The organism is Duganella levis (assembly GCF_009857605.1).
GTDB lineage: Bacteria > Pseudomonadota > Gammaproteobacteria > Burkholderiales > Burkholderiaceae_D > Rugamonas > Rugamonas levis.
In genome coordinates this window covers 103,002-126,590 of sequence record NZ_WWCT01000018.1, presented here as the reverse complement: position 1 = coordinate 126,590, position 23,589 = coordinate 103,002, and the positions used below count along the sequence as shown (strand labels likewise).

Below are 23,589 nucleotides of genomic sequence, written 5' to 3'. Positions count from 1 at the left end.
GGCAGAACGCTTAACAAAAATAGAAAGGAAATAACATGCGACTTCTGCTGGTAGAAGACGACACGATGATCGGCGAGGTAGTGCTGGACCTGTTACGGGCCGAGCACTACGCGGTCGACTGGGTCAAGGACGGCGCCATGGCCGACACCGCGCTGCAAACCCAGACCTACGATCTGGTGCTGCTGGATCTGGGCCTGCCGCGCAAGGACGGTCTTGAGGTGCTGCGTTCGATGCGTCTGCGCAAGGAACTGACCCCGGTGCTGATCGCCACCGCGCGCGACGCCAAGGAACAGCGTATCGCCGGCCTGGACGCCGGCGCCGACGATTACGTGCTCAAGCCATACGACCTGGACGAGCTGCTGGCCCGCATCCGCGCGCTGCTGCGCCGTTCGGCCGGCCGCGCCGAGCCGGTGTTCGAGCACGGCAACGTCACCGTCAATCCGCAAACCCGCGAAGTGATCGCCGACGGCAAGCCGGTCAGCCTGTCGGCGCGCGAATGGGCGGTGCTGGAAGCGCTGATCGCGCGGCCCGGCATCGTGCTGTCGCGCCATCAGCTGGAAGAAAAGCTGTACAGCTGGAAGGATGAAGTCAACAGCAACGCGGTGGAAGTCTACATCCACGGCCTGCGCAAGAAACTCGGCGCGGAACTGATCCAGAACGTGCGTGGCCTGGGATACATGGTGCCGAAACTATGAAGGTAAGGATGCCGCCGCTGCCGCGCGTGCCGGTGGTCACCCACTCGCTGCGCGGCCGTTTGCTGTGGTTCCTGCTGGCCGCCATCACCATGGCGGCCTTTGCGCAAGCGATGATCGCCTACCGCAGCGCGCTGAGCGACGCCGACCAGATCTTCGACTATCACATGCAGCAGATGGCGATGTCGCTGCGCTCCAGCGCCACGCTGACCAACAAGGCTGCCGATACGGCGGCCGATCCGGAAAACGACGATCTGGTGGTGCAGGTGTGGACCCCGGACGGTGCGCAGGTGTTCCGCTCGCTGTCGCGCGCGGCGCTGCCGCAGCGGGCGGTGCTGGGCTTCTCCAACGTCCGCGTGAATAAAACCACCTATCGGGTGTTCTCGGTGCAGACTTCCAACCAGACGGTGCAGATCGCCCAGGACATGGCGGTGCGCCAGCGCATGGCCGGCACGCTGGCCTTGCGCACGGTGGGACCGATCGCCGTCATGGCGCCGGTGCTGATGCTGGTGGTGTGGTGGGTGGTGTCCGGTTCGCTGGCGCCGGTGTCGCGCGTCAAGCGGCAGGTGGCCGCGCGCCAGGCCGAGGATTTGTCGCCGGTGTCGGAAAACGATTTGCCCGATGAAGTGCTGCCGCTGGTGCAGGAGCTGAATCTGCTGTTTGTGCGGGTACGCACGGCGTTCGACGCCCAGCAGCACTTCGTGGCCGACGCCGCGCACGAGCTGCGCACGCCGCTGGCGGCGCTCAAGTTGCAGGTGCTGAGCCTGGAACGGGCGCAGGACGAGGCGGCCCGCAAGCTGGCGGTGTCGCGCGTCACGGCCGGCATCGAGCGCGCCACGCGGCTGGTGGAGCAATTGCTGGTGCTGGCGCGGCAGGAGGGCGGCAGCGAGGAGATCAAGTCGGAGCCGGTCAACCTGGGCGACGTGGTCAAGCGTGTGCTGGGTGATATGAACGGGCTGGCGCAGGCGCGCCAGATCGACCTCGGCCTGCACCATAACGAGGATGTGGTGGTGGCCGGCCACCCGGATGCGCTGCTGATCCTGCTGCGCAACCTGGTCGACAACGCCATCAAGTACACGCCGGCCGGCGGCACCGTCGATATCGACCTGCAGCGTAGCGTGGCCGCCACAAAAAATGCCAAGCCGCGCATCGTGCTCAGTGTCGAGGATTCCGGCCCCGGCATCCCGGCCGAGGAGCGCGAACGGGTGTTCAGCCGCTTCTACCGCGTGCCCGGCAGTCCGGCCGGCGGCAGTGGCCTGGGCATGGCGATTGTGCACTCGATTGCCGAGCGCCATGGCGCGGTCTTGTCGCTCGCCCAGTCCGAACGTTTGGGCGGTCTGAAGGTGAATGTCGATTTTCCTGAGACTAGCAAGCCCACTCCGGTCTAAAATGCCGTTTTGACACGGTGTTGGAGTGGTGCATGAAGAAAATCGGATTTTCGGGAACCCTGGACCCGATCACCAACGGCCATATGTGGGTGATCAACGAAGCCCGCTCGCTGGCGGACGAGGTAGTGGTCTTCCTGTCTGAAAATCCGGCCAAGAAGCCCAAGTTTTCGGCCGAGGAGCGCAAGAGCATCATTTCGCTCAGCTGCCAGCAACAGGGCTGGAACAACGTCTCGGTGGTGATCGTGCGCGGCGACTACACGGCGCGCGCAGCCAAGAAGCAGGGCGTCGAGTGCCTGATCCGCGGCATCCGCACCACCGCCGACTTCGATTACGAGAACCTGATCCAGCAAACCAATGTGGACGTGCTGCAAGGCGCGAAGACGGTGTTCGTGATGCCGCCGCGCGACCTGGGGTCGGTCAGTTCGTCGTTCGTCAAGGCGCTGGAAGGGCCGATCGGCTGGAACTGGATCATGAAGAAATTCGTGCCGGGTCCGGCGTATCACGCCTGGGTGCTGAGCTGGCTGCGCAAGGAATGGGAAACGCTCTGGGACTACGAGCACCGCGACGCCACCGCCATCGCCCATGCGGACGACTGGTTCGCGCGGCTGACCGGTCCTGATTGCTACGGCGGCACGGCGCGCCACTATCACAACCTCGACCACCTGGTGCACGGCCTGTGCGAGATCCGCGTGTGGGCCGGCAATATGCGGCCGGAGCCGGCCGATGTCGACATCATCAAGCAGGCGTTCTGGTTCCACGACGCCGAGTACGGCCACAATGGTGATCCGGCGGCGGCCACCAATGAGGAAGCCAGCGCGCAGATGTGGCTGGGTAGCCACCTGGGCCAGGAAATGGACGATGCGGCTGAACTGATACGCGCCACCGATCATTTCCAGGAAGCGGCGATCACGCACCGGCTGAAAGACGTGCTGTTGAGCGTGGATCTGGCGATTCTCGGCCAGGATGACGAGGTCTACCAGAATTACGCGCGCGCCATCCGCCAGGAGTACAGCCACATGGCGGACGACGTCTATTGCGAACAGCGCGGCGCGGCGCTGGCGCACCTGTGCCGCAAGGCGCAAGCCGGCCAGCTGTTCGGCAACGATTACTTCGCCGAACAATACAACGAGCGCGCCATCGACAATATGCAGCGCGAGATGGCGCGGCTGTAACCCCGAATTTACGGCAGTTCGATCTGTTCCTTGCGGATGGCGATGGCTTCGCCCAGCGCCATCAGGTCCAGCTTGGCCTTGCGCGCCTTGGGGAACATTTCCTCTTCTTCTTCCTTGACGTGGTGGTCGATCAGCTCGCCCAGCACCTTGACCTTGGCGTCGTACAGGTCGTCGGTCGGCTCCATGCTGATGATCTGCGCGATCAAGTCTTTGGCTGAGGCGTGTTCGACCACGGCTTCATCCACCATGTCCTCGTCCTTGGTAGCCTTGCGCACGGCCGGGTAGAAAATCTCTTCTTCCGCCGTCGCGTGCTTGGTCAGCTCTTCGCAGATTTGCAACGCCAGCTTGTGCTTGCTGACGTGCGCACGGTCGCCCAGCTCTTCATACTGTTCGAACATTGATTTGACGTGCTCATGGTCTTCGGTGAGCAGCGTGATCGCGTCTTGCGGTTCGGTGGAAGTGGGAATAGGCTTGGGGATCTTGCCCGTCGAGTGGGAAGTAGTTCTCATGTCGGCTCCTTGCGTGGCGAATGAATGTGAGGGGACTGCCAAGCCAGTCTAGAAGCCGCCCCCGCACCGGTCTGTGCGCCGCACCACGCTAAGCAGCTTGGTGCTGGCTGCGGATGGCGGTGACGAGAACCAACTTGTCTCCCGTGACATATTGGTACGTGGCAATGTAGCCGTTTTTGCGTTTGCCGATTAGTAGCTCCCGGCGGCTCGGTGAGACGGGCCGGCCTATCATCGGGTTAGCCGCAAGCATCGACAATGCCTGCTCGATTTCGCCAACTCTGCTGCTTGCATTCTTGGCGTCGAACAAAGCTAAATGATCAAAGATTTTCTCAAGATCATTCTCTGCGCTCTCTGACAGCCCAACGGCTGGCATGATTAGCCTTCCATTTTCCTGAATGACGGCTTTGGCGGGACTTTCCCTTCGAGGCGATTTTTATAGTAATCCAGAATCTCAGTCGCCGGCACAGCTAAACCGGTGCGCAAGTATTGGGAATAACTGGCATCGTCACGGGGATCAGTTTGGGGGCATGAGCTAATCCTTTGAGCTATCGCCAACAGAACAAAATCTTCGGCACTCAGTGTTTGGCCTTCGACCGCTGCGGCGACTTGTTGGTAAAGCTGATCTGAGAGGGTGATTGTGATCTGAGGCATGGCGTTCTCCCGCAATGAAGAACCGATTCTAGCACTGTGAAGAGAAGCCTCTTTGCGCTAACCTATATGTGCTTACGGCGCCAGGCGGGTGAAGACGAAGTCGTGGTTCTTGACCAGCGCCTGGCAGCAGCCCCAGCAGGCGGCCGATTGCACGTGTTTCCACGCCAGCTTGACCAGGATGGTGCCGTCAGAGAAGGGGAGTTGGTTTTTCTCGATGGCGGCCATGGCGACCGGGTTGCCGACCACCACGCGCAATTCGTCCAGTGGCGGCGATTCGTGGGCCGGGGCGATGAATAGTGCTTTCATGGAACCTCCTGAGAATAACGGCTCTGAGGCCGTTATTGCTCAGAACCGGTTCCAATTGTTGCGGCGGTGTTCGCTGGCTTCCTTCATCAGCTCGCCGGCGCGGCGTTCGTCCCTGGCCGACAGGGCGTCACCCAGCTGGACGGTCATCGCCAGTTCCTGCAGCGCCGGCGGATATTCGTGCTCGGCCGCCTCTTCCAGCCAGGTGCGGGCCTTGGCCGTATCTTGCGCCACGCCTTCACCTGCACGGTAGATGTTGGAGAGCAGGAACATCGCATGCGCATTGCCCAGCCCGGCCGCCTGCGACATCAGGCTGGCCGCCCGTGCCGCATCGCACGGCACGCCGTTGCCGTTCTTGACCATCAGCCCCAGCGCCAGCGCCGCCTTGGCGTGCTGGTGCTGGGCCGCCAGTGCGTACCACGGCGCTGCCGCCGTCGGTGCGGCCGGCACGCCCAGCACGCCGATCCGCAGCATTTCGCCCAGCTGGAAGGCGGCTTCGACATCGCCACCGCGCGCCGCCTGCTCAAATAGCTTGAGCGCGTCGGCGCGTTGCTCGGGGCGCGACTGGTAGAGTATTGCCAGCTCACGCTGCGCCACCGGCATATTCTGCTCCGACCAGGCGATCAGCTTACGCTCGGCGTGCGCATCCGCTTCCTGCTTGGCCTTCATGCCGATGACTTCGATTTGCGCCGAGGTCGGTTTTTCTTGCTGCATCTGGCAGCCGAACAGCAAAACCGAACTCAGCAACGCTGCGGTCAGGGTACGCATCGCATCTCCTCAGCTTACTTGCTCAAGTCGATGGTGTACTTGGCGAAGCCGCTGGCGTCCAGGGCGCCTTCAGCCGTCACCGCCGTCAGGCCGCTGCCCTTGGCTACCGCCAGGTGGCCCGGCGCCGAGCGCAGGATCACCGGACCGGCGGTCGCCACCTTGACGAAGCTCCAGCTGCGCGCGCTGCCGTTGCCGGCCAGCGTGACCTTGCCGGTCGCTGCGCCTTGCGCCGTCAGGTAGTTGCTGACCACGGTCTGGTTGGCGTCCGGCGACTTGATAATGGTCTTGCTGCCGTCGATGCCAGGCACCGCGCCACCGCCGCCTGCACGGTAGTCGTTGGTGGCGACGATGAAGTCATCGCCATCCGCCACGGCCTTGCCCAGGTAGGTCAGGTTGACGATGCGGCTGCCGGCTGGCTTGGTCACATCAATCTGGTAGGTCAGCGCGTTGTTCTCGGCGTAGAACACGTCGTAGTTGTAGATGGTGCTGTAGCTCGGCACCAGATCCTGCTCGGTAGCCTTGGTCGGATCGATCTGGCCGAACTGCTTGGCGGCGGTTTCCAGCCAGGCCTTCAGGTCGGAGCCCTTGATCTTGACCGCTTGCAGGTTGTTGTTCGAGTACAGGTACAGGTCGCCCGGATTACGCACTTGCAGGCCGATCGGCGCAGTCGGCGAGGCCCCTGGCGCCACATCGGTAAAGTCCGAAGCACCGTTGCGGCCGGCCTTGAACGGCGCGCTGCACGAAATCACCGGAATGTTTTTGTAGCTGGCCAGGGTGGCGTCGGTGCTGGTGGCGATGAAGTTTTTCACATACGCCAGCTGTGCCTGGTTGACCAGCTGGATCGCGCTGACATCGCCGGCCAGCGAGAAGTACGAGGACATCTCGAAGTCGGTGGTCACGCCCAGCGGCTGCTTGGCGTAGGCGATGGTGGCGGCGTGTTCGGTGGCCACCAGCGGCGCGACGCTGCTGTCGGCGGCGATGTTGGTGGTGCCGTCCGTGTACTTGAAGCCGCGCGATTCCACCGAGGTCTTGGTTGGCTGCACGACCCATTTGCCAGCGGTGTAGGCCAGGGTCAGCTTGATGATGCCCAGACGGCGGCCCCAGCTTTGCGCCATGACGGTCGGCACGCCGTTGACGAAGCCGTTGACGGCGTCGATGTTGGCGCTGGCCGGGAACGAGGCGAATGCTGGATCCAGTGCCGCTGCGCCAGTCTCTTTACCTTTCGGGAAGATCAGGTGCGAGTGGCCGATCAGCAGCGCGTCGATGCCGGTGCTGGTCAGGTGGTAGGAACCGTTTTCCATTTTCGGGCTGTAGGTGCTTGGGTCGAGGCCGCCGTGCGACAGCGCCACCACCAGGTCGGCGCCTTTGCTGCGCATTTCCGGCACGTACTGCTTGGCGGCTTCCTGCACGCCGGTGATGGCGACTTTGCCGGCCAGGTTTTTCTGGTCCCATTCGAGGATCTGCGGCGGCACGAAGCTCATGATGCCGATGTTCATTTTTACATCCAGCTTGCTGCCGTCCGGCTTGGTGGCCGAGAAGGTGCGCGGCAGCAGGGTGTACGGCTGCACGATCGGCTTGCCGCTGGCGACGCCGGTGACGTTGGTCAGCACCAACGGGAAGGTCGGCGCGCCGCAGGTGCCGGTCGGCTTGGTCACGCCCGGAATGCCGAAGTCGGTATTGGTGACCTGGCTCAGGAATGGCAGGCCGTAGTTGAATTCGTGGTTGCCGAAGCCGCCGCCGTCGAATTTCATGGCGTTCATGACTTTGTGCACGGCCAGCGTGTCGGTGCAGGCGATCGGCTTGGTGACGGCTTGCAGGTCGCCCAGCAGCGTGCCCTGGATGGTGTCGCCGTCGTCCAGCAAGACGTTGTTCGGGTTCTCGGTGCGCGCGGCCTTGACCAGCGACGACGTGCGTTCCAGGCCCAGGCTGGTGTCCTCGGCCAGCGAGTAGTAGTTATAGCTCATCACGTTGGCGTGGATGTCGGTGGTTTCCAACAGTGCCACGGTGACGGTGGTGCCTTCCGGGATCGCCGGAGCGGCGGGTGGGGTCACTGCAACAGGATTGTTATCGCCGCCGCATGCTACCAGGCCGGCCGCCGTCATGGCAGCCAGCATCACCAGATTTAATTTCATCACTACCTCGAAAGGAAAAATTCAAGGTTGCGACTTTAGCTATTTATCGTGACAACAATATGACATTGCGCAAATCAATACGCCCAGTACGGTCCGGTCTTGCCGGCCACGGTGTTGTTCTCCATGACCACGAACACGCGGCGACCGTAGAAGAACGGCATGCCCCAGTCGAAATAGTTGCTGGACGCGCTGCTGCTGCCGACCGTACCGCCGACCTGCGCCGCGGTGATGGTCGAGGCCAGGTTGACCAGGTTGACCACGTTGAAGTTGACGGCGCCGGTGGCGCTGCCGTCGGAGGCGGTGTTGGTGGCGCTCAGTGACAACGCCGCAGCCGGACAGTAGAAGTCGCCGCCCGAGCATTGGCGGATGCTGCTGTCAGGGAAGAAGTAGCCGTTCGAGCCGCTGTCGATGAAGCTGGCGCTGTAGGCCTTGCCGTTGTAGGTGGTGGTGAAGTCGCCGCTGCTGTTGGCCTTGAAAATGGTTTCGCTGGCGATGGTGTTGTTGCTCTGGGTGTTGACGCCGAATGCCAGCGTGCCGCTGACCGAGGTCAGGCCGGCGGTGCCGACGGCTGGCATGGTGATCAGCAAGCCGTTGTTGTTGATGGCGAATGAGGACACCGGATTGCTGACCTGCCTGACCAGCGGCATGGCGCTGGCCGTGCAACTGCCGTTGGCGCAGGCGTAATAGGCGCCGCTGATGGCGGCGTTGGCGCACGAACTGCCGCAATCCTGCTTGAACATGCCGACACCGAGGATGCCGTTGGCGCCGAGCGCCGCCAGCGTGCCCATATTGCTGCCGGCGCTGCTGCAACTCGATGGCGTGCTGGTGTAGCTGCTGCCGGTGTCGCCGATCACCTGGATGGAGATGGCGGATGCCACTTCATCGGCCATCTTGACGTCGGCCTGGCGCACCGCTCCCCAGGTGTAGCCGCTGATGAACTTGCCGCATTCACCGGCATCGGCGCCGCTGGCGGTGGTCACGGTCGGCAGCGCCAGCGTCGAACTGAGCTGGCCGGCCAGCAGGCGCAGGCCGTAGGAGCCGGTGTCCAGCAGTATGTGGTCGATGGTCTGGCAGGTGCTGGTGCCGGGACGGCAGACGGTGACGCTGACATACGGCACATTGATCACGCCGCTGACGCCGCTCGGGCCGCTATCGACCAGGATGGCGGTGCTGTTGCTGAGCGCTGCCGTGACGCTGAGCGCGGTGCTGGCGTCGGCACTGCCGCCGTCGCCGCTGCAGCTCATACTGTAGGTGAAGTTGCCGACCGCGCTAGGGGTGATGCTGATCGAACCGGAGGTGGCTTTGCTGCCGCTCCAGGCGCCGCTGGCGATGCAACTGGTGGCGTTGGCCGACGACCAGCTGAGCGTGGTGGTTTGCGCAGTGGTGATGTTGGCCGGCGCCAGCGTCAGGCTGACGGTGGGCGAGGGCGGCGGCGTGGCCACGGTAACCACGGCGGTGTTGCTGACGCTGCCGCAGGTCAGCGTGTAATTGGCGGTGCCGGCCGCGCCGGCGGTGACGGTCTGGCTGCCGCTGGTGGCCAGCGTGCCGCTCCAGGCGCCGGAGGCGGTACAGCTGCTGCCGGTCGGGTTGGCGACGCTCCAGGTCAGCGTGACGACCTGGCCGGTGGTGGTGGCGGTCGGCGAGGCGCTGATGCTGACGACCGGCGTGGCCACGGCCATCGATTCGGGGGTGCTGGTGGTGGTCGCGGTGGACGACGAACTGCCGCCACCGCCACAGGCGGCTAGCGCCAGGCACAGCAAGGCGCCTGCCAGATGAGAAAATTTCATGCAGACTCCCTTATTCTATGGTGGTGGTGTCGAACCCGGCCGGCAGGGCGCTGGGAATCCAGGCCTGGCCGGCATACGCGCGCATGTGGCCGCTGGAGACGATGACCACGTCGGACTGGTCGACCGCCAGTTGCGAATGACCGGCCTTGGGACGCTTGGCGGCGTTGCTGGTCATGACGGTGAATTTATCGCCGAGCAGCATGCGCAGGTCCGGCAGGGTCGGGCCGGTCCAGCTGACGGCGAACACCACGCCGCTGGCATCGGTGTATTCGCGCACGATGGTGCCGCTGTCGAGCGTGCTTTGGCTGATGGTGTAGACCGCCGTAGTGGTGGCGTTGCTGGTGCTGCTGGCCGCCAGGCTGCGCGCCGCCATGCGGGTTTGCGTGGTGGTGGTGGTGCCGAAGTCGGACGGGGAGCTGCCCAGTGCTGCCCAGGCGAGTGCGCCTTGTAGCATGGACAGGAATAACATCAGGGTGAGTGCGCGGCGCATCGTCGCTCCATTGCCGAAAATAAAGACAATGGTAGTCTAGAATGGTCGCGCGTTCAGTTAGGTTAGCGATATGTAATAAAACGTTACATGCGCGGCGCGGCAGCCGCAGGAGCAACCGGCGCCGGCTGAGTGTAGATCACCACCGGCGGCAGAGGCGCCGGCGGCGGCGTTTTGGGCACCGCGTTGTTGAGCACGAAGGTCATGACGACGATGCCAGTGCCACTCATGACAATCGCCGTGCCGACGATCCACTTGATGATGTCGGCAAAGCCCTTGTGCATCTCGGCCCGTAACGCCTCAAGGTCGGCTTTGGTCGCGCACTGATCCAGCCGTGCGCGGGCGTCGGCCATTAATTCTTCGAGTTTTGCGATCCTGGTTTCCATACCAGGATCGTATTCCCCGTCACTGCCACCGTCAAACGCGCAACATTGAGCTAGCTCAGAACTTCACGTAGAGCCTGCCGAAGTAGGAGGCGCCGTTCAGACCGAATTGTACCGACTCGTACTTGAAGCCATTGTCGGTCTCATCCGGATTCTGCGTGGTCGGATGCACGTTGAAGATGTTGTTGCCGCCAAACGTGAACTTCATGTTCTTGTTGATGGTGTACGTGAAGCTCAGGTCGGCCGAAGCCTTGGCGTCGTAGTGCTGGTTGGCCACGCCGGCGGCGGTGCCGCTGTAGGTGCCCAGCGTCTGCGGGCCGAAGTAGATCAGCTTGAGATCGGTTTCCCAGGCGCTGTGGACGTAGTCGAAGCCCAGCGTGGCCTTGGAACGCGGCGCGCCTTGCTCGATGTACAGGCGTTCCTTCTCCGACAGCAGCACATCCTCATAACCCTTCAGCGAGGCCGGCGCGTGGATGCCGGTCACTTCAGTCTTGCTGACGTTGAGCGCCAGGAAGGTGGTCAGCTTGTCGGCGCCAAAGGTGGTCTTGTGCGACGCGGTCAGGTCCAGGCCCTTGGTCTTGGTATCGACCGAGTTGACGAAGAACTGCGCCTGGCCCACGCCCAGCGTCGCCAGCTTGGTCGCCAGGTCCGGGTAGTTGCTGTCGTCAAAGCGGCCCGACAGCACGATGCGATCCTTGATCTTGATCTGGTACAGGTCGGCGGTGACGGACACGGCTTGCGTCGGCGTCCAGGTCGAGCCCAGCGTGAAGCTGGTGGACTTCTCTTCCTTCAGCTTGGGAATGCCGGCCAGGTTGGTGACGGCGCTGTTGTTCGGCGCCAGCACCACGTCGGTCGGCACGCCGCCGATGAAGTCGGTGAAGGTCGACGAGAAATACATCTGCTGCAGCGACGGTGCGCGGAAGCCGGTCGAGGCCGAACCGCGCAACAGCACGGTCGGCGCCACGCGCCAGCTACCGGCCAGCTTGCCGGTGGTGGTCGAGCCGAAGTCGCTGTACTTTTCATAGCGCACTGCGCCTTGCGCCTTGACGGTGTCGGTCAGGTCCGCTTCCAGATCGAGGTAGGCGGCGACGTTGTGACGGTTGGCGTCGACCTGGTCGGCTGGCTGGAAGCCGGGGAAACCCTGGCTGCCGGCCGCGCCGCCGATGCCCACGCCGTCGGCGTCGATGTACGAGCCCGGTTCGCCGGCGTAGATCTTGTAGTTCTCGTGACGGTACTCGGCGCCGAAGGCGACGTTCAGGCCGCGGCCCATCACGCCGTCAAAGTAGCGGTTGAAATCGAGGTTGGTGGTCAGCTGTTCGAACGAGAAACCGCCGGCGTTGAAGCTGGTCGGGCTGATGCCCTTGCCGCCGGCCAGCAGATCCTTGTTGGCGATCGACGCATTCAGCGTGTTGCTGATGTCGTAGATCATCTTGTTGTAGCCGTAGGTCTGCGACAGGTCCATATTCCATTCGCCCACCTGGTTGCGGTGGCCGATGGTGGCGTAGCGGTCGTCGATGGTGGCGTTGATGAATGGCACGAAACCGTTCGGGTACATGGCGGCCGAGTTGCGCGACGGGATGTCGTCGCTGTCGATGCCGCCGCGCGCCCAGGCGCCGGACGAAGCGTCGCGGGTTTGCGCGCCGGCGGTCAGGTACAGGCGGCCGGTGCCGACGGTCGGCAGTTCGCCGTTCAGGTACAGGGTCTGGTTCTTGGTCTTGCTGTCGCCGATGGTGCGCGGGTTGCCGTCTTCCGCGCGGTTGGAGCGGCCACGGTCGAGGTATTCGCCGGTGATGCCGAGCACGCCGCCGTTGCCGATGTCGACGCCGCAGTAGGCCGAGGCCAGGTAATTCTTGCCGTCGCGGCGCGAGTATTCGCTGAAGCCGGCGACCGCTTCGCAGCCCTTGGATTTCTTCAGGCCGATGTCCAGCACGCCGGCGATCGCGTCCGAACCGTACTGGGCGGCGGCGCCGTCACGCAGCACTTGCACGTCCTTGATGGCCAGCATCGGGATGGCGTTCATATCGGTGCCGGTGTTGCCGCGGTTGCGCGCGCCGAACAGGTTGACCAGCGCCGTGGTGTGGCGGCGCTTGCCGTTGACCAGCACCAGGGTCTGGTCCGAGCCCAGGCCGCGCAGCGCGGCGGAGTCGACCAGGTCGGCGCCGTCGGAGCCGGTTTGGCGGGTCGAGTTGAATGACGGGGAAATATAGGTCAGCGTCTGCGCCAGGTCGAATTGGCCGCCCGATTCGCTGATCTTGCTCAGCGGAATGACATCGACCGGCACGACGGTATCGGTGGCCGAGCTGGTGGCGCGGCGCGAACCGATCACGCTGACCGACTGCATCGAGGTATCAGTTTGCGCAAAAGTAAGCGGGGTGACTGCGACCGCGCTGGCGCCGTACAGTGCGACCAAGACGGCTTTGCGTAGGGTTTTTGTTTTGAACACGTTGTCATCTCCCATGAAAAATTTGATTCTATGCAAATATTTCATATAGATAGACGATTTTGTATCACTTTGACGCGCAAACATTATTTTGTGTTGTATGCACGCGCCACTAGGGTGTGCGCTCTACGTAGCACTACGCAAATTCGGTTTTTCCACCAATTAAAATACTTTCATCGAGGAACTCTGCGCGCAGTTGGCAGGGCGTGCCGAGATTGGCGCCCTGGTAGAGTGTGACACTGCTTTTGAGCAACACACAGAGAGCGCCCGCCGCCACGCCGGTGGCACAGTCTTCCGCCGCCGGGTTCAGATGGTTGAAGCTGCGGCCTTCCAGCGCGCCGTCCGGGCGGCGGCACCAGACGTAGGCGCCGCTGACGCCTTGCTGCTTGCCCCAGTCGGCGATGCCTTGCAGATCGGGCGTCAGCGCTTGCAGCGTGACACTGTCCGCCACTTCCAGCAGCAATTTGGGGCTGCCAACCGAAGCGATTGCCGGCGGCGAGGCCAGACAGATGCCGGGCGCGGCCAGCAGTTGTTCCGCCAGCCCGTCGGGCAGGTCCACTTGCGGTGCTGATTGAGGCGACAGTTGCAGGAACACTTCGCCGTCATGCAGGATCAGCGTCAGCGGTTGGTCATGCATGGCGGTGCGCACCTCCAATCGTGGCCACTCGGCAGACAGCAGCACGCGGGCCGCCGCCAGCGTGGCGTGCGAACAGAGCGGGCTGCGCATGTGCGGATAGAAAAAGTCCAGCACGATGCTGCCATCGGTCGCCGTATCGATAAACACGCAAGCCGGCTTGTTGCGTTCCTTTGCGAACTGCTGGCGCTGGTCGGCGCTGGAGTGGTCGTGCTGAACCACCAGCGCCGCGTTGCCGCCGTCGGGTGCGATGCCAAAGCACAGCAATTCCCGTACTTGTGAATTTTGCATTCTGCGTCTCCATATCTGCGTTTCATCGCATTCTCCGCGCTTGGGGGCGCGCAGTCTGGAAAAATGCAATTTTCGTTAGGGATGGGCATTATGACAAAACGTGCCGTGATGTGCCTGGCGGGCTTGCTGTTGACTAGCCCAGTGCTGGCGGCGACCGTCACCACTCAACTGATCGACGGCCGCAAAGTGGAACTGGTGGCGGTGAAAAATCCGGCAGCCTCGGCCACGGTGGTCTTTGAAAACGGCTCCCGCGCGACGGTCGACAAATGGGATAAGGTCATCGACGGCATCGCACCGCAGGCCTCGGTGTTTGCCTACAACCGTCCCGGCTACGGCGACAGCGCGACCACCGACATGCCGCGCGACGGCCTGACCATCGTCGAAGAACTGCGCCGCAACCTCCAGCACGAAGGCATGGCGCCGCCGTACATCCTGGTCGGGCACTCGCTGGGCGGCTTGTACATGCAGCTATTCGCCAAGCGCCATCCGGACGAAGTGGCCGGCATCGTGCTGGTCGATGCGCTCAATCCGCGCGTGATCAAGAAGCCGGAAGATTTTCCGCTGGTGACGCGGGCCGGCGAATGGCTGTTCTTCTCCAGCATCATACGCAAGGAAATCGCCGGCATTTACGAGACGGGCGAGCAGGTGCTAGCCCAAGGCAATATTGACGGCAAGCCGATGATCCGCCTGGTCAACCAGCCCAAAGGCGCAACCGCCGTGCCGGTCGATTTTGGCGTCGTCAACAGCGACCCGCAAACCATCGCCTTCGTCCGCGCCATGTATCCGCAAGCCAAAACCATGGTGGTGGATTCCGACCACCAGATGCAAACCGCCTCGCCTCAGGTCATCATCGACGCCATCCAGCAAATGATGGCCGCGCAGCGGAAATAGTTCCCCAATAGCGGGTAGTGTAAAATACTGTATAAAAACACAGTATTCACTATGAGCACGCTACCCGCCTTGGGACTGCCGGCCTATGCCGAGTTGTTCTGTTTGTCCAATTTTTCGTTCCTGCAAGGCGCTTCGCATGCCGAAGAGCTGGTTGCGCGCGCGGTTCAGCTCGATTATGCGGCGCTGGCCATCACTGATGAATGCTCGCTGGCGGGCGTAGTGCGTGCTCACGCCGAGGCCAAAGAGGCGAAATTTCCGCTGATTATTGGCAGCTATTTTCGGCTGACGAATCCGGATGGCACGCCGGCGTTGTCGTTCATCGCGTTGGCGAAAAACAAGGAGGGCTATGGCAATCTGTGTGAGCTGATTACGATAGCGCGCAACCGCGTGGCCAAGGGTAGTTATCTGCTGACGCCGTCGGACCTGACTGCGCCGCCGCCGGAGTTTGCGCATCTGAAAGGGTTGCCGGATTGCCTGCTGATCCTGCTGCCGGAATATCCGGCGCACCGCCCCGGCGATGTGGACCGTTTGCATGCGCAGGCGGCGTGGATGGAAGCGACTTTCCCCGGCCGCGTCTGGATGGGGCTGAATCTGCTGCTGCGCTCGTTTGATGAGGCGCACCGGCTCAGCATTGCCGAGGTGGCGTCGCAGCATCAGATGGCGGTGGTGGCGGTGGGGCAGGTGTGCATGCACGTGCGTTCGCGCAAGCCGTTGCAGGATACGCTAACGGCGATCCGCGTCGGCAAGCCGGTGGGCGAGTGCGGTTATGCGCTGGCGCAGAACGCCGAGCAGCATCTGCGCGCCCGCGTGCAGCTGGCCAATCTGTATCCGCAATCGGCCTTGGCGGAAACGCTGAAAATCGCCGAGCAGTGCACCTTCAGCCTCGACGAACTGCGCTACGAATATCCGCACGAACTGATCCCTCCCGGCCACACGCCGGCCAGCTATCTGCGGCAGGAGGTGGCGGCCGGCGCGTTGCGGCGCTGGCCCGGCGGCGCTTCGGTCAAGGTGCAGGCGCAAATCGAGAACGAGCTGGAGCTGATTGCGGAATTGCGATACGAGCCTTATTTTCTGACCGTTTTTGACATCGTCCGCTTCGCCCGTTCGCAGGACATCCTGTGTCAGGGCCGGGGCTCGGCCGCCAACTCGGTGGTGTGCTATTGCCTCGGCGTGACCGAGGTCGATCCCGAGCGCAGCAAGATGCTGACAGGGCGTTTTATTTCCCGCGAACGCAATGAGCCACCGGACATCGATGTCGATTTCGAGCACCAACGGCGCGAGGAAGTCATTCAATACATCTACAAAAAATACGGCCACGACCGGGCGGCGCTGGCGGCGGTGGTCATCAGCTATCGTCCCAAGAGCGCGTTGCGTGACAGCGGCAAGGCGCTGGGCGTGGACCTGGCGATTGTCGAAAGGGTCTGCAAGTCGCAACGCTGGTTCGACAGCCGTCACGATCTGGTGGGACGGCTGGCCGAGTGCGGACTGGACCCGGAATCGCAACTGGCGCAACAGTGGGCCGCGCTGGCCTTCACGCTGCTGAGTTTCCCGCGCCATCTGTCGCAGCATCCTGGCGGCTTCGTCATTTCGCACGAGAAGCTGACGCGGCTGGTGCCGATCGAAAAAGCCACCATGGAAAACCGCTACGTCATCCAGTGGGACAAGGATGATCTGGAGGAACTGGGCCTGATGAAGGTGGATGTGCTGGCGCTCGGCATGTTGTCGGCACTGCGGCGCACGCTGGATCTGCTGAGCGTGCAGCGCGGCCAACGGTTCCGCATGCAGGATATTCCCAGCGAGGACCGCGACACCTACGACATGATCTGCGAGGCCGACACCATCGGCGTGTTCCAGATCGAATCGCGCGCGCAGATGAGCATGCTGCCGCGCCTGCGGCCGAGGACGTTTTACGATCTGGTGATTGAGGTGGCCATCGTGCGGCCAGGGCCAATACAGGGCGGCATGGTGCATCCGTATTTGCAGCGGCGCATGAACAAGAAGCTGGTGGTGTATCCGCCCAAGCTGGAAGAAGCACTGGGCCGCACGCTGGGCGTGCCGATCTTCCAGGAACAGGTGATGCAGATCGCCCAGATTGCCGCCGGCTTCACCGAAGGCGAGGCCGACCAGCTGCGCCGCGCCATGGCGGCCTGGAAGCGCAAGGGCGGCGTCGACAAGTACGAGCAGCGCATCAAGGACGGCATGCGCGAGCGCGGCTATGACGATGATTTCGCGGACGCCATCTGCAAGCAAATCCAGGGCTTCGGCGAATACGGCTTCCCGGAATCGCACTCGGCCAGTTTTGCGCTGCTGAGCTACGCCAGCTCCTGGATCAAATGCCACGAGCCAGCGGCGTTCCTGTGCGCGCTGCTGAACAGCCAGCCGATGGGTTTCTACAGCCCGTCGCAACTGGTGCAGGACGCCAAGCGCCACGGCGTGGTGGTGCGCGAAATCGATGTGACCATCAGCGGCTGGGAAACATCGTTGGAGGAGCCGGCCGGCCAGCGTGGGCAGCCGGCGGTGCGGCTCGGCCTCAACATGCTGAAAGGCATGCGCGAAGACACCGCGCTGCGCATCGAAGCTGCGCGCGCCGCCGGACCGTTCGCCAGCGTCGCCGACTTGGCTCGGCGTGCCGACCTTGACCGTCATGCGCTGCAAGTGCTGGCCGGTGGCGATGCGCTGAGCCGTCTATCCGGCCATCGGCGCCAGGCCTTGTGGCAAGCGGTCGGCGCGGTGCCCGACAAGGACTTGCTGCGTCCCACCATGCCCGACGAGGAAACGCCGACGCTGCCGGCGCCCAGTGAAGGCGAAGACATCCTCGGTGACTACCGCTCGCACGGCCTGACGCTGCGTCGCCATCCGGTGGCGCTGCTGCGCGAAACGCTGCTGAAGCACCGCTTCATGCCGGCCGAAACGCTGAACACCTACACCAACAACATGGTGGCGCGCGCCTGCGGCATGGTCACGGTGCGGCAACGTCCCGGCACCGCCAAGGGCGTGATTTTTATGACTCTGGAAGACGAAACTGGCAGCGTCAACGTCATCATCTGGCCGGCGCTGTTGGAACAGCAGCGGCGCGAAGTGCTGAGTGCGCCGCTGCTGGGAGTGTATGGAGTGTGGCAACAGGAGGGCATGGTGCGCCACCTGGTTGCCAAGCGGCTGGTCGACATGTCCCACCTGCTGGGCAGGCTGCCGACCACCAGCCGCGATTTTTGCTAATTAACGGTTTCTACGCCGCAAATGTACCGCCACCATGGATTCCTGTCCGTCATCCCAACTGCTGAGCATGACGGGACTGCTGCCCCGCAGCCGCTTGGGGCGGCCCAGGTAGTTGCGATACAGCCAATGACCGGCCACGCCGGCAACGCCGGCCAGCACCAGGATGGCGGCAAACATTAACGCACCCCTGGACGGGTATCCCCGCCGATGCCGTAGTAGTTGTGCACCTGGCTAGCCCAGGTCTGGTTGGCCATGTCGGGCCAGCTGTCCTTGTCGAAGCCGGGCGCCGCCTCGATGCGTTCCTTGTCGAGGTTGAGCGTGAAGCGTTTGTTGACGGTGTCCAGCGTCAGCGCTTCCCATGGCACGGCAAACAGTTTTTCGCCGATGGTCAGGACGCCGCCGGACGACATCACCGCATAGGCGATTTTACCGGTGCGCATGTCGAGCATGATTTCCTTGATCTCGCCCAGGTGCTCGTTTTGCAGGTTGTGGACGTGGTCGCCGATCAGCGTGTCAGCGCCCATCAGTTCCGGGCCAGGACCCTTATGGCCGTTGTCCACATACATGCCATATTGATCACGATCTTCGTAGCTCATCATGAATCTCCTTTAAGTATTGAGCATTCATTTTGTTCTTTTTGACAAGCCGAGTCTGTACGCTGATGCACATGGAAGATGAAGAATCGGGGGTTTTGGTGTATAATTTCAATTTCCCGCATGTGCCGTTCGGCACCATCCGCAATGACCAAATTTGTCTTCGTCACCGGTGGCGTTGTGTCCTCCCTTGGTAAAGGGATTGCCGCCGCCTCCCTCGCCGCGATCCTCGAATCGCGCGGCCTCAAAGTCACCATGCTCAAGCTCGATCCGTACATCAACGTCGATCCGGGCACCATGTCGCCTATGCAACACGGCGAAGTGTTCGTCACCGATGACGGCGCAGAAACCGATCTGGACCTGGGCCACTACGAGCGTTTCATTTCCACCCGCATGAAAAAGGTGAACAACTTCACCACTGGCCAGATCTACGAATCGGTGATCCGCAAGGAACGCCGCGGCGAGTACCTGGGCAAGACCGTGCAGGTGATTCCGCACATCACCAATGAAATCCAGGACTACATCCGTCGCGGCGCCGAAGGCTACGACGTGGCGCTGTGCGAAATCGGCGGCACCGTCGGCGATATCGAATCGCTGCCGTTCCTGGAAGCCGCGCGTCAGCTGAGCCTGCGTGCTGGCCGCAAGAACACCGCTTTCGTGCACCTGACGCTGGTACCGTTCATCGCCTCCGCCGGCGAACTGAAAACCAAGCCGACCCAGCACTCGGTACAGAAACTGCGTGAAATCGGCATCTCGCCGAACGCGCTGCTGTGCCGTGCCGACCGTCCGATCCCGGACGACGAACGCGCCAAGATCTCGCTGTTCTCCAACATCGAAGAGCAGGCCGTGATTTCGGTATGGGACGTCGACACCATCTACAAAGTGCCGCAAATGCTGCACGACCAGGGCCTGGACGCGATCATCTGCGAAGCGCTGGACATCAACCCGGCGCCGGCCGACCTGTCGGTGTGGAGCCGTTTGATCTACACGCTGGAACATCCGAAGACCGAAGTGTCGATCGGCATGGTCGGCAAGTACGTGGAACTGACCGAGTCGTACAAATCGCTGACCGAAGCGCTGCGTCACGCCGGCATCCACAACGAGTCCAAGGTCAACATCGAGTACATCGACTCGGAAGAGATCGAAACCACCGGTTGCGACAACCTGGCCAAGTACGACGCCATCCTGGTACCGGGCGGCTTCGGCAAGCGCGGCGTGGAAGGCAAGATCATGGCGGCCCAGTTCGCCCGTGAAAACAAGATTCCGTACCTGGGCATCTGCCTCGGCATGCAAGTGGCGCTGATCGAATACGCGCGCCACAAGGCCGGCCTGACCGAAGCCAACTCGACCGAGTTCGACCTCGACACCGCCCAGCCTGTCGTCGCCCTGATCGACGAATGGCAAGGCCAGGACGGCAAGGTTGAAAAACGCGACGAGAATTCCGATCTGGGCGGCACCATGCGCCTCGGCGCGCAAACCTGCGCCATCAAGCCAGGCACGCTGGCCTCGGAAATCTACGGCGCGGTGGTGACTGAGCGTCACCGTCACCGTTACGAAGCCAACAACCACTACCTGCCGCGCGTGGAAGCGGCCGGCCTGGTGGTGGCGGCCCGCACGCCGACCGAAGACCTGTGCGAAATCATGGAACTGCCACGTACCGGCGACAATTCGCACCCATGGTATATGGGCGTGCAGTACCACCCTGAATTCAAATCGACCCCGCGTGACGGCCATCCGCTGTTCACGTCTTACATCAAGGCAGCGCTGGCCCACAAGGCAGCAGGAGAGGCAGCATGAAACTGTGCGGATTTGACGTCGGCCTGGACAAGCCGTTCTTCCTGATTTCCGGCAACTGCGTGGTGGAATCGCGCCAGATGGCGTTCGATACCGCCGGCACGCTGAAGGACATCACCACCGAACTGGGCATTCCTTTCATCTTCAAGGCCTCGTTCGACAAAGCCAACCGCTCGTCGGGCAAATCCTATCGCGGCCCAGGCCGCGAGCAGGGCCTGGAGATCCTGGCCGCCGTCAAACGCGAACTGGGCGTGCCGGTGCTGACCGACGTCCACTCGATCGAAGACATCGAAGTGGCCTCGAAAGTGGTGGACGTGTTGCAGACCCCGGCCTTCCTGTGCCGCCAGACCGACTTCATCGTCGCCTGCGCGCAGTCCGGCCTGCCGGTCAACATCAAGAAGGGCCAGTTCCTGGCCCCGCACGACATGAAGAACGTGATCGACAAGGCCCGCGCTGCCGCCAAGGAAGCCGGTCTGCCTGACGACAACTTCATGGCCTGCGAACGCGGCGCCTCGTTTGGCTACAACAACCTGGTGTCCGACATGCGCTCGCTGGCGATCATGCGCGAAACCGGCGCGCCGATCGTGTTCGATGCGACCCACTCGGTCCAACTGCCAGGCGGCAACGGCACTTCCTCGGGCGGCATGCGCGAGATGGTGCCGGTGCTGTCGCGCGCGGCCGTGGCGGTGGGCGTCGATGGCCTGTTCATGGAAACCCATCCCAACCCTGCAGAAGCCTTGTCGGACGGCCCCAACGCCGTACCGCTGGGCCGCATGAAGGACCTGCTGTCCGTTCTGATCGAACTGGACCGCGCTACCAAAAAAGCTGGCTTCCTGGAGAACAGCTTCAACTAAGCAGCCTGCCCGGTGTGGAAACTTTAACAATGTTCTCTGCACCGGGTACAATTCCCGTTATCCTTGACCTCGCAACGCGCGTAAAGACGCGGCGCGACTTCGTATCGCCTAACTTTGGAGAATGACATGAGTGCTATCGTTGATATTATCGGCCGTGAAGTAATCGATTCGCGCGGCAATCCAACCGTCGAATGCGACGTCCTGCTGGAATCGGGCGTGATGGGCCGCGCAGCGGTGCCGTCCGGCGCCTCGACCGGTTCGCGCGAAGCGATCGAACTGCGTGACGGCGATCCGAAGCGTTACTTCGGCAAGGGCGTGCTGAAAGCCTGCGAAAACATCAACACCGAAATCTCGGAAGCCATCATGGGCCTGGACGCCAATGAACAAGCCTTCCTGGACCGCACTCTGATCGACCTGGACGGTACGGAAAACAAGGCACGCCTGGGCGCCAACGCGATGCTGGCGGTGTCGATGGCTGTCGCCAAGGCTGCTGCTGAAGAAGCCGGCCTGCCGCTGTACCGCTATTTCGGCGGTTCGGGCGCGATGCAACTGCCAGTGCCGATGATGAACGTGATCAACGGCGGCGCACACGCCGACAACAACCTGGACATCCAGGAATTCATGATCATTCCAGTCGGCGCCCCGTCGTTCAAGGAAGCCGTGCGTTACGGCGCGGAAGTGTTCCACACGCTGAAAAAGATCCTGCACAAGAAGGGTCTGAACACCAACGTCGGCGACGAAGGCGGCTTTGCTCCTTCGCTGGCCAACCACGAAGAAGCGATCAAGCTGATCATCGAAGCGATCGAGCAGGCCGGCTACGAGCCAGGCACCCAGATCGCCATCGGCCTGGACTGCGCGGCGTCGGAGTTCTACAAAGACGGCAAATACGAACTGGAAGGTGAAGGCCTGTCGCTGACCGCGACCGAGTTCACCAACCTGCTGGCGACCTGGTGCGACAAGTACCCGATCATCTCGATCGAAGACGCGATGCACGAAGGCGACTGGGAAGGCTGGGCGATCCTGACCAAGGAACTGGGCAAGAAAGTCCAGCTGGTGGGCGACGACCTGTACGTCACCAACACCAAGATCCTGAAAGAAGGCATCTCGAAAGGCATCGCCAACTCGATCCTGATCAAGATCAACCAGATCGGCACCCTGACCGAAACCTTCGCCGCCATCGAAATGGCCAAGCGCGCCGGCTACACGGCCGTGATCTCGCACCGTTCGGGCGAAACCGAAGATTCGACCATCGCCGATATCGCGGTTGGCATGAACGCCCTGCAAATCAAGACCGGCTCGATGTCGCGTTCGGACCGCATGGCGAAATACAACCAGCTGCTGCGCATTGAGGAAGATCTGGGCGATATCGCTTCCTACCCAGGCCGCGATGCGTTCTATAATCTGAAGTAATTAAGCAAGCGCGGCCGGAGCAAATCCGGCCGCATTCACCTCATGCGCCTGATTACGCTCGGACTGGCTTTCCTGCTGTTGTTGATCCAGTACCCGCTATGGCTGGGGAAGGGCGGCTGGCTGCGCGTCAAGGATTTCGAGATGCAGGTCGATGCGGCGCACAAGAAGAATGCCGAACTGCTGGCGCGTAACGCCAAGCTCGACTCCGAAGTGCGCGACCTGAAGGACGGCACCGGCGCGGTCGAAGAACGAGCTCGCTACGAGCTCAGCATGATCAAACAGAACGAGATCTTCATCCAGATCGTCGGCAAGGGCCAGGCTGCGGCACTTGCACCGCTGGCCCCCAAGCCGGCTGAACCCACCACTCCCTGACCTCCTATGACGCTGCGCGCTGGCATATCGTTGATGTTGCTTGCCGCTGTGGCTGCTACCGCTATCATCGCTGCGCCCTTGGTGCGGGCGGCTGATTGCATTCCCATCCGTGTTGGTTATATGGACCAGAATCGTCCGCCTTATTGGCTCGGCGATGGCGACAAGGTGCCCGATCCGCCCGGCGCGGCGGTCGACCTGATCCATGACGCCGTGCTGGGCGCCGGCTTCGGCTGCACGCCGGTGTGGGTGCGGCTGCCGGCGGCGCGCATCAAGGTGGCGCTGGCCGCCGGCGATATCGACCTGGCGCCGCTGGGCGAGATGAGTTTCTATCCGGCCGAAATCGCCATCCCGCGCGACAAGGTTGGCAATATCGATTTGAACCGTGCCCTGCACAACCAGGTGCTGGTGCTGGTGCGTAAGAGCGACAAGCTGCCGGCCAGCACCAACCCGATGCAATACTTCAAGGGCAAGACGCTCGGCATCCCGATGGGCAACAGCTACGCGCCCCGCCTGCGCGAATCCGGCCTGACGCTGGACGACGGCGCCCGCGACCTCGACCGCAATATCGAAAAACTGCGGCTGGGCCGGGTGGACGGCGTGGTGGTGGCCGCCGTGGCGCCGGCCCATCTGAAGCAGACGCTGGCCAAGTACAAGGGCGAGATCGTGCAACTGCCGCAGCCGCTGCTCAACATCCGCCTGTGGCTGGCCTTCAACGACAGCTACTACCACGCCCATCCGCAGCAGGCCGAAGCCCTGTGGACCTGGCTGGACACCAACCGCGGCCGCCTCGGCTACGTCATGCAACGCTACAAGAAGGACTAA

Annotated in this window: 22 protein-coding genes and 1 pseudogene; 10 read left to right on the top strand and 13 right to left on the bottom strand. The window is 62.6% G+C overall.

Features of this window, described 5'->3' with window-relative positions; all coding sequences use genetic code 11:
- The first annotated feature begins 35 nt into the window (after positions 1–35).
- From GTP69_RS20790 to coaD, 3 genes are read left to right on the top strand one after another with little or no spacing between them, the layout of a single operon-like run.
- Positions 36–695, top strand: a complete 660-nt coding sequence (locus GTP69_RS20790) for a response regulator (RefSeq protein WP_110844651.1) — start codon at positions 36–38, stop codon at positions 693–695.
- Positions 692–2,080 carry an ATP-binding protein gene (locus GTP69_RS20785; RefSeq protein WP_161056634.1) on the top strand — a complete coding sequence of 463 codons (1,389 nt, stop codon included), beginning with the start codon at positions 692–694 and terminating at the stop codon, positions 2,078–2,080. Before GTP69_RS20790 ends, GTP69_RS20785 begins: the two co-directional genes overlap by 4 nt.
- A gap of 32 nt (positions 2,081–2,112) precedes the next feature.
- Positions 2,113–3,252 (top strand): pantetheine-phosphate adenylyltransferase, encoded by a 1,140-nt coding sequence (gene coaD, locus GTP69_RS20780; protein WP_161056633.1) that lies wholly within the window; start codon positions 2,113–2,115, stop codon positions 3,250–3,252.
- Positions 3,253–3,260: 8 nt separating this feature from the next.
- Here the strand turns inward: coaD and GTP69_RS20775 are convergent, their stop codons facing one another.
- The 11 genes and pseudogenes from GTP69_RS20775 to GTP69_RS20725 form a co-directional block, all read right to left on the bottom strand.
- A complete protein-coding gene (locus tag GTP69_RS20775) occupies positions 3,261–3,761 on the bottom strand; it encodes a hemerythrin domain-containing protein (protein ID WP_161056632.1) in 501 nt (166 codons plus the stop codon).
- 88 nt (positions 3,762–3,849) lie between these two features.
- The gene (locus tag GTP69_RS20770) at positions 3,850–4,134 is read right to left on the bottom strand and encodes a type II toxin-antitoxin system RelE/ParE family toxin (RefSeq protein WP_161056631.1); all 285 of its coding nucleotides are present in this window, start codon (positions 4,132–4,134) and stop codon (positions 3,850–3,852) included.
- A 2-nt stretch (positions 4,135–4,136) separates the two neighbouring features.
- Positions 4,137–4,412 (bottom strand): hypothetical protein, encoded by a 276-nt coding sequence (locus tag GTP69_RS20765; RefSeq protein ID WP_161056630.1) that lies wholly within the window; start codon positions 4,410–4,412, stop codon positions 4,137–4,139.
- Between the two features lie 72 nt (positions 4,413–4,484).
- A pseudogene (locus tag GTP69_RS20760) lies at positions 4,485–4,724 on the bottom strand (cytochrome P460 family protein); the annotation flags it as partial.
- A gap of 33 nt (positions 4,725–4,757) precedes the next feature.
- Complete coding sequence (locus tag GTP69_RS20755; RefSeq protein ID WP_161056628.1) at positions 4,758–5,483, bottom strand: tetratricopeptide repeat protein; 726 nt, start codon at positions 5,481–5,483, stop codon at positions 4,758–4,760.
- Positions 5,484–5,497: 14 nt separating this feature from the next.
- Complete coding sequence (locus tag GTP69_RS20750) at positions 5,498–7,615, bottom strand: bifunctional 2',3'-cyclic-nucleotide 2'-phosphodiesterase/3'-nucleotidase (RefSeq protein WP_161056627.1); 2,118 nt, start codon at positions 7,613–7,615, stop codon at positions 5,498–5,500.
- A 74-nt stretch (positions 7,616–7,689) separates the two neighbouring features.
- Positions 7,690–9,402, bottom strand: a complete 1,713-nt coding sequence (locus GTP69_RS20745) for a DUF3443 family protein (RefSeq protein WP_161056626.1) — start codon at positions 9,400–9,402, stop codon at positions 7,690–7,692.
- Between the two features lie 10 nt (positions 9,403–9,412).
- Entirely contained in the window at positions 9,413–9,892 is a 480-nt protein-coding gene (locus GTP69_RS20740) for a DUF2844 domain-containing protein (RefSeq protein WP_161056625.1), read from the bottom strand.
- 83 nt (positions 9,893–9,975) lie between these two features.
- Positions 9,976–10,275, bottom strand: a complete 300-nt coding sequence (locus tag GTP69_RS20735; RefSeq protein ID WP_161056624.1) for a hypothetical protein — start codon at positions 10,273–10,275, stop codon at positions 9,976–9,978.
- Positions 10,276–10,330: 55 nt separating this feature from the next.
- The gene (locus GTP69_RS20730; protein WP_161056623.1) at positions 10,331–12,730 is read right to left on the bottom strand and encodes a TonB-dependent receptor plug domain-containing protein; all 2,400 of its coding nucleotides are present in this window, start codon (positions 12,728–12,730) and stop codon (positions 10,331–10,333) included.
- A 118-nt stretch (positions 12,731–12,848) separates the two neighbouring features.
- Entirely contained in the window at positions 12,849–13,637 is a 789-nt protein-coding gene (locus GTP69_RS20725) for a PhzF family phenazine biosynthesis protein (RefSeq protein ID WP_161056622.1), read from the bottom strand.
- Positions 13,638–13,727: 90 nt separating this feature from the next.
- Between GTP69_RS20725 and GTP69_RS20720 the strand changes: the two genes are divergently transcribed.
- The gene (locus GTP69_RS20720; RefSeq protein WP_161056621.1) at positions 13,728–14,528 is read left to right on the top strand and encodes an alpha/beta fold hydrolase; all 801 of its coding nucleotides are present in this window, start codon (positions 13,728–13,730) and stop codon (positions 14,526–14,528) included.
- 51 nt (positions 14,529–14,579) lie between these two features.
- Positions 14,580–17,744 (top strand): error-prone DNA polymerase, encoded by a 3,165-nt coding sequence (locus GTP69_RS20715; RefSeq protein WP_161056620.1) that lies wholly within the window; start codon positions 14,580–14,582, stop codon positions 17,742–17,744.
- On the opposite strand, the gene GTP69_RS20710 is transcribed toward GTP69_RS20715, so the two are convergent.
- Both GTP69_RS20710 and GTP69_RS20705 read right to left on the bottom strand, forming a co-directional pair.
- Complete coding sequence (locus GTP69_RS20710; RefSeq protein ID WP_161056619.1) at positions 17,745–17,921, bottom strand: hypothetical protein; 177 nt, start codon at positions 17,919–17,921, stop codon at positions 17,745–17,747.
- A complete protein-coding gene (locus GTP69_RS20705) occupies positions 17,921–18,340 on the bottom strand; it encodes a PRC-barrel domain-containing protein (RefSeq protein WP_110844635.1) in 420 nt (139 codons plus the stop codon). Before GTP69_RS20705 ends, GTP69_RS20710 begins: the two co-directional genes overlap by 1 nt.
- A 144-nt stretch (positions 18,341–18,484) precedes the next feature.
- Here GTP69_RS20705 and pyrG point away from each other — a divergent pair, with 144 nt between their 5' ends.
- From pyrG to GTP69_RS20680, 5 genes are all read left to right on the top strand, one after another.
- Positions 18,485–20,134, top strand: a complete 1,650-nt coding sequence (gene pyrG / locus GTP69_RS20700; RefSeq protein ID WP_110844634.1) for a CTP synthase — start codon at positions 18,485–18,487, stop codon at positions 20,132–20,134.
- The gene (gene kdsA / locus GTP69_RS20695) at positions 20,131–20,985 is read left to right on the top strand and encodes a 3-deoxy-8-phosphooctulonate synthase (RefSeq protein WP_161056618.1); all 855 of its coding nucleotides are present in this window, start codon (positions 20,131–20,133) and stop codon (positions 20,983–20,985) included. Before pyrG ends, kdsA begins: the two co-directional genes overlap by 4 nt.
- Before the next feature lie 126 nt (positions 20,986–21,111).
- Positions 21,112–22,395 carry a phosphopyruvate hydratase gene (gene eno / locus GTP69_RS20690; RefSeq protein WP_161056617.1) on the top strand — a complete coding sequence of 428 codons (1,284 nt, stop codon included), beginning with the start codon at positions 21,112–21,114 and terminating at the stop codon, positions 22,393–22,395.
- Between the two features lie 42 nt (positions 22,396–22,437).
- Positions 22,438–22,767 carry a cell division protein FtsB gene (gene ftsB / locus GTP69_RS20685; RefSeq protein WP_161056616.1) on the top strand — a complete coding sequence of 110 codons (330 nt, stop codon included), beginning with the start codon at positions 22,438–22,440 and terminating at the stop codon, positions 22,765–22,767.
- 120 nt (positions 22,768–22,887) lie between these two features.
- Positions 22,888–23,589 (top strand): transporter substrate-binding domain-containing protein, encoded by a 702-nt coding sequence (locus GTP69_RS20680; RefSeq protein ID WP_161056615.1) that lies wholly within the window; start codon positions 22,888–22,890, stop codon positions 23,587–23,589.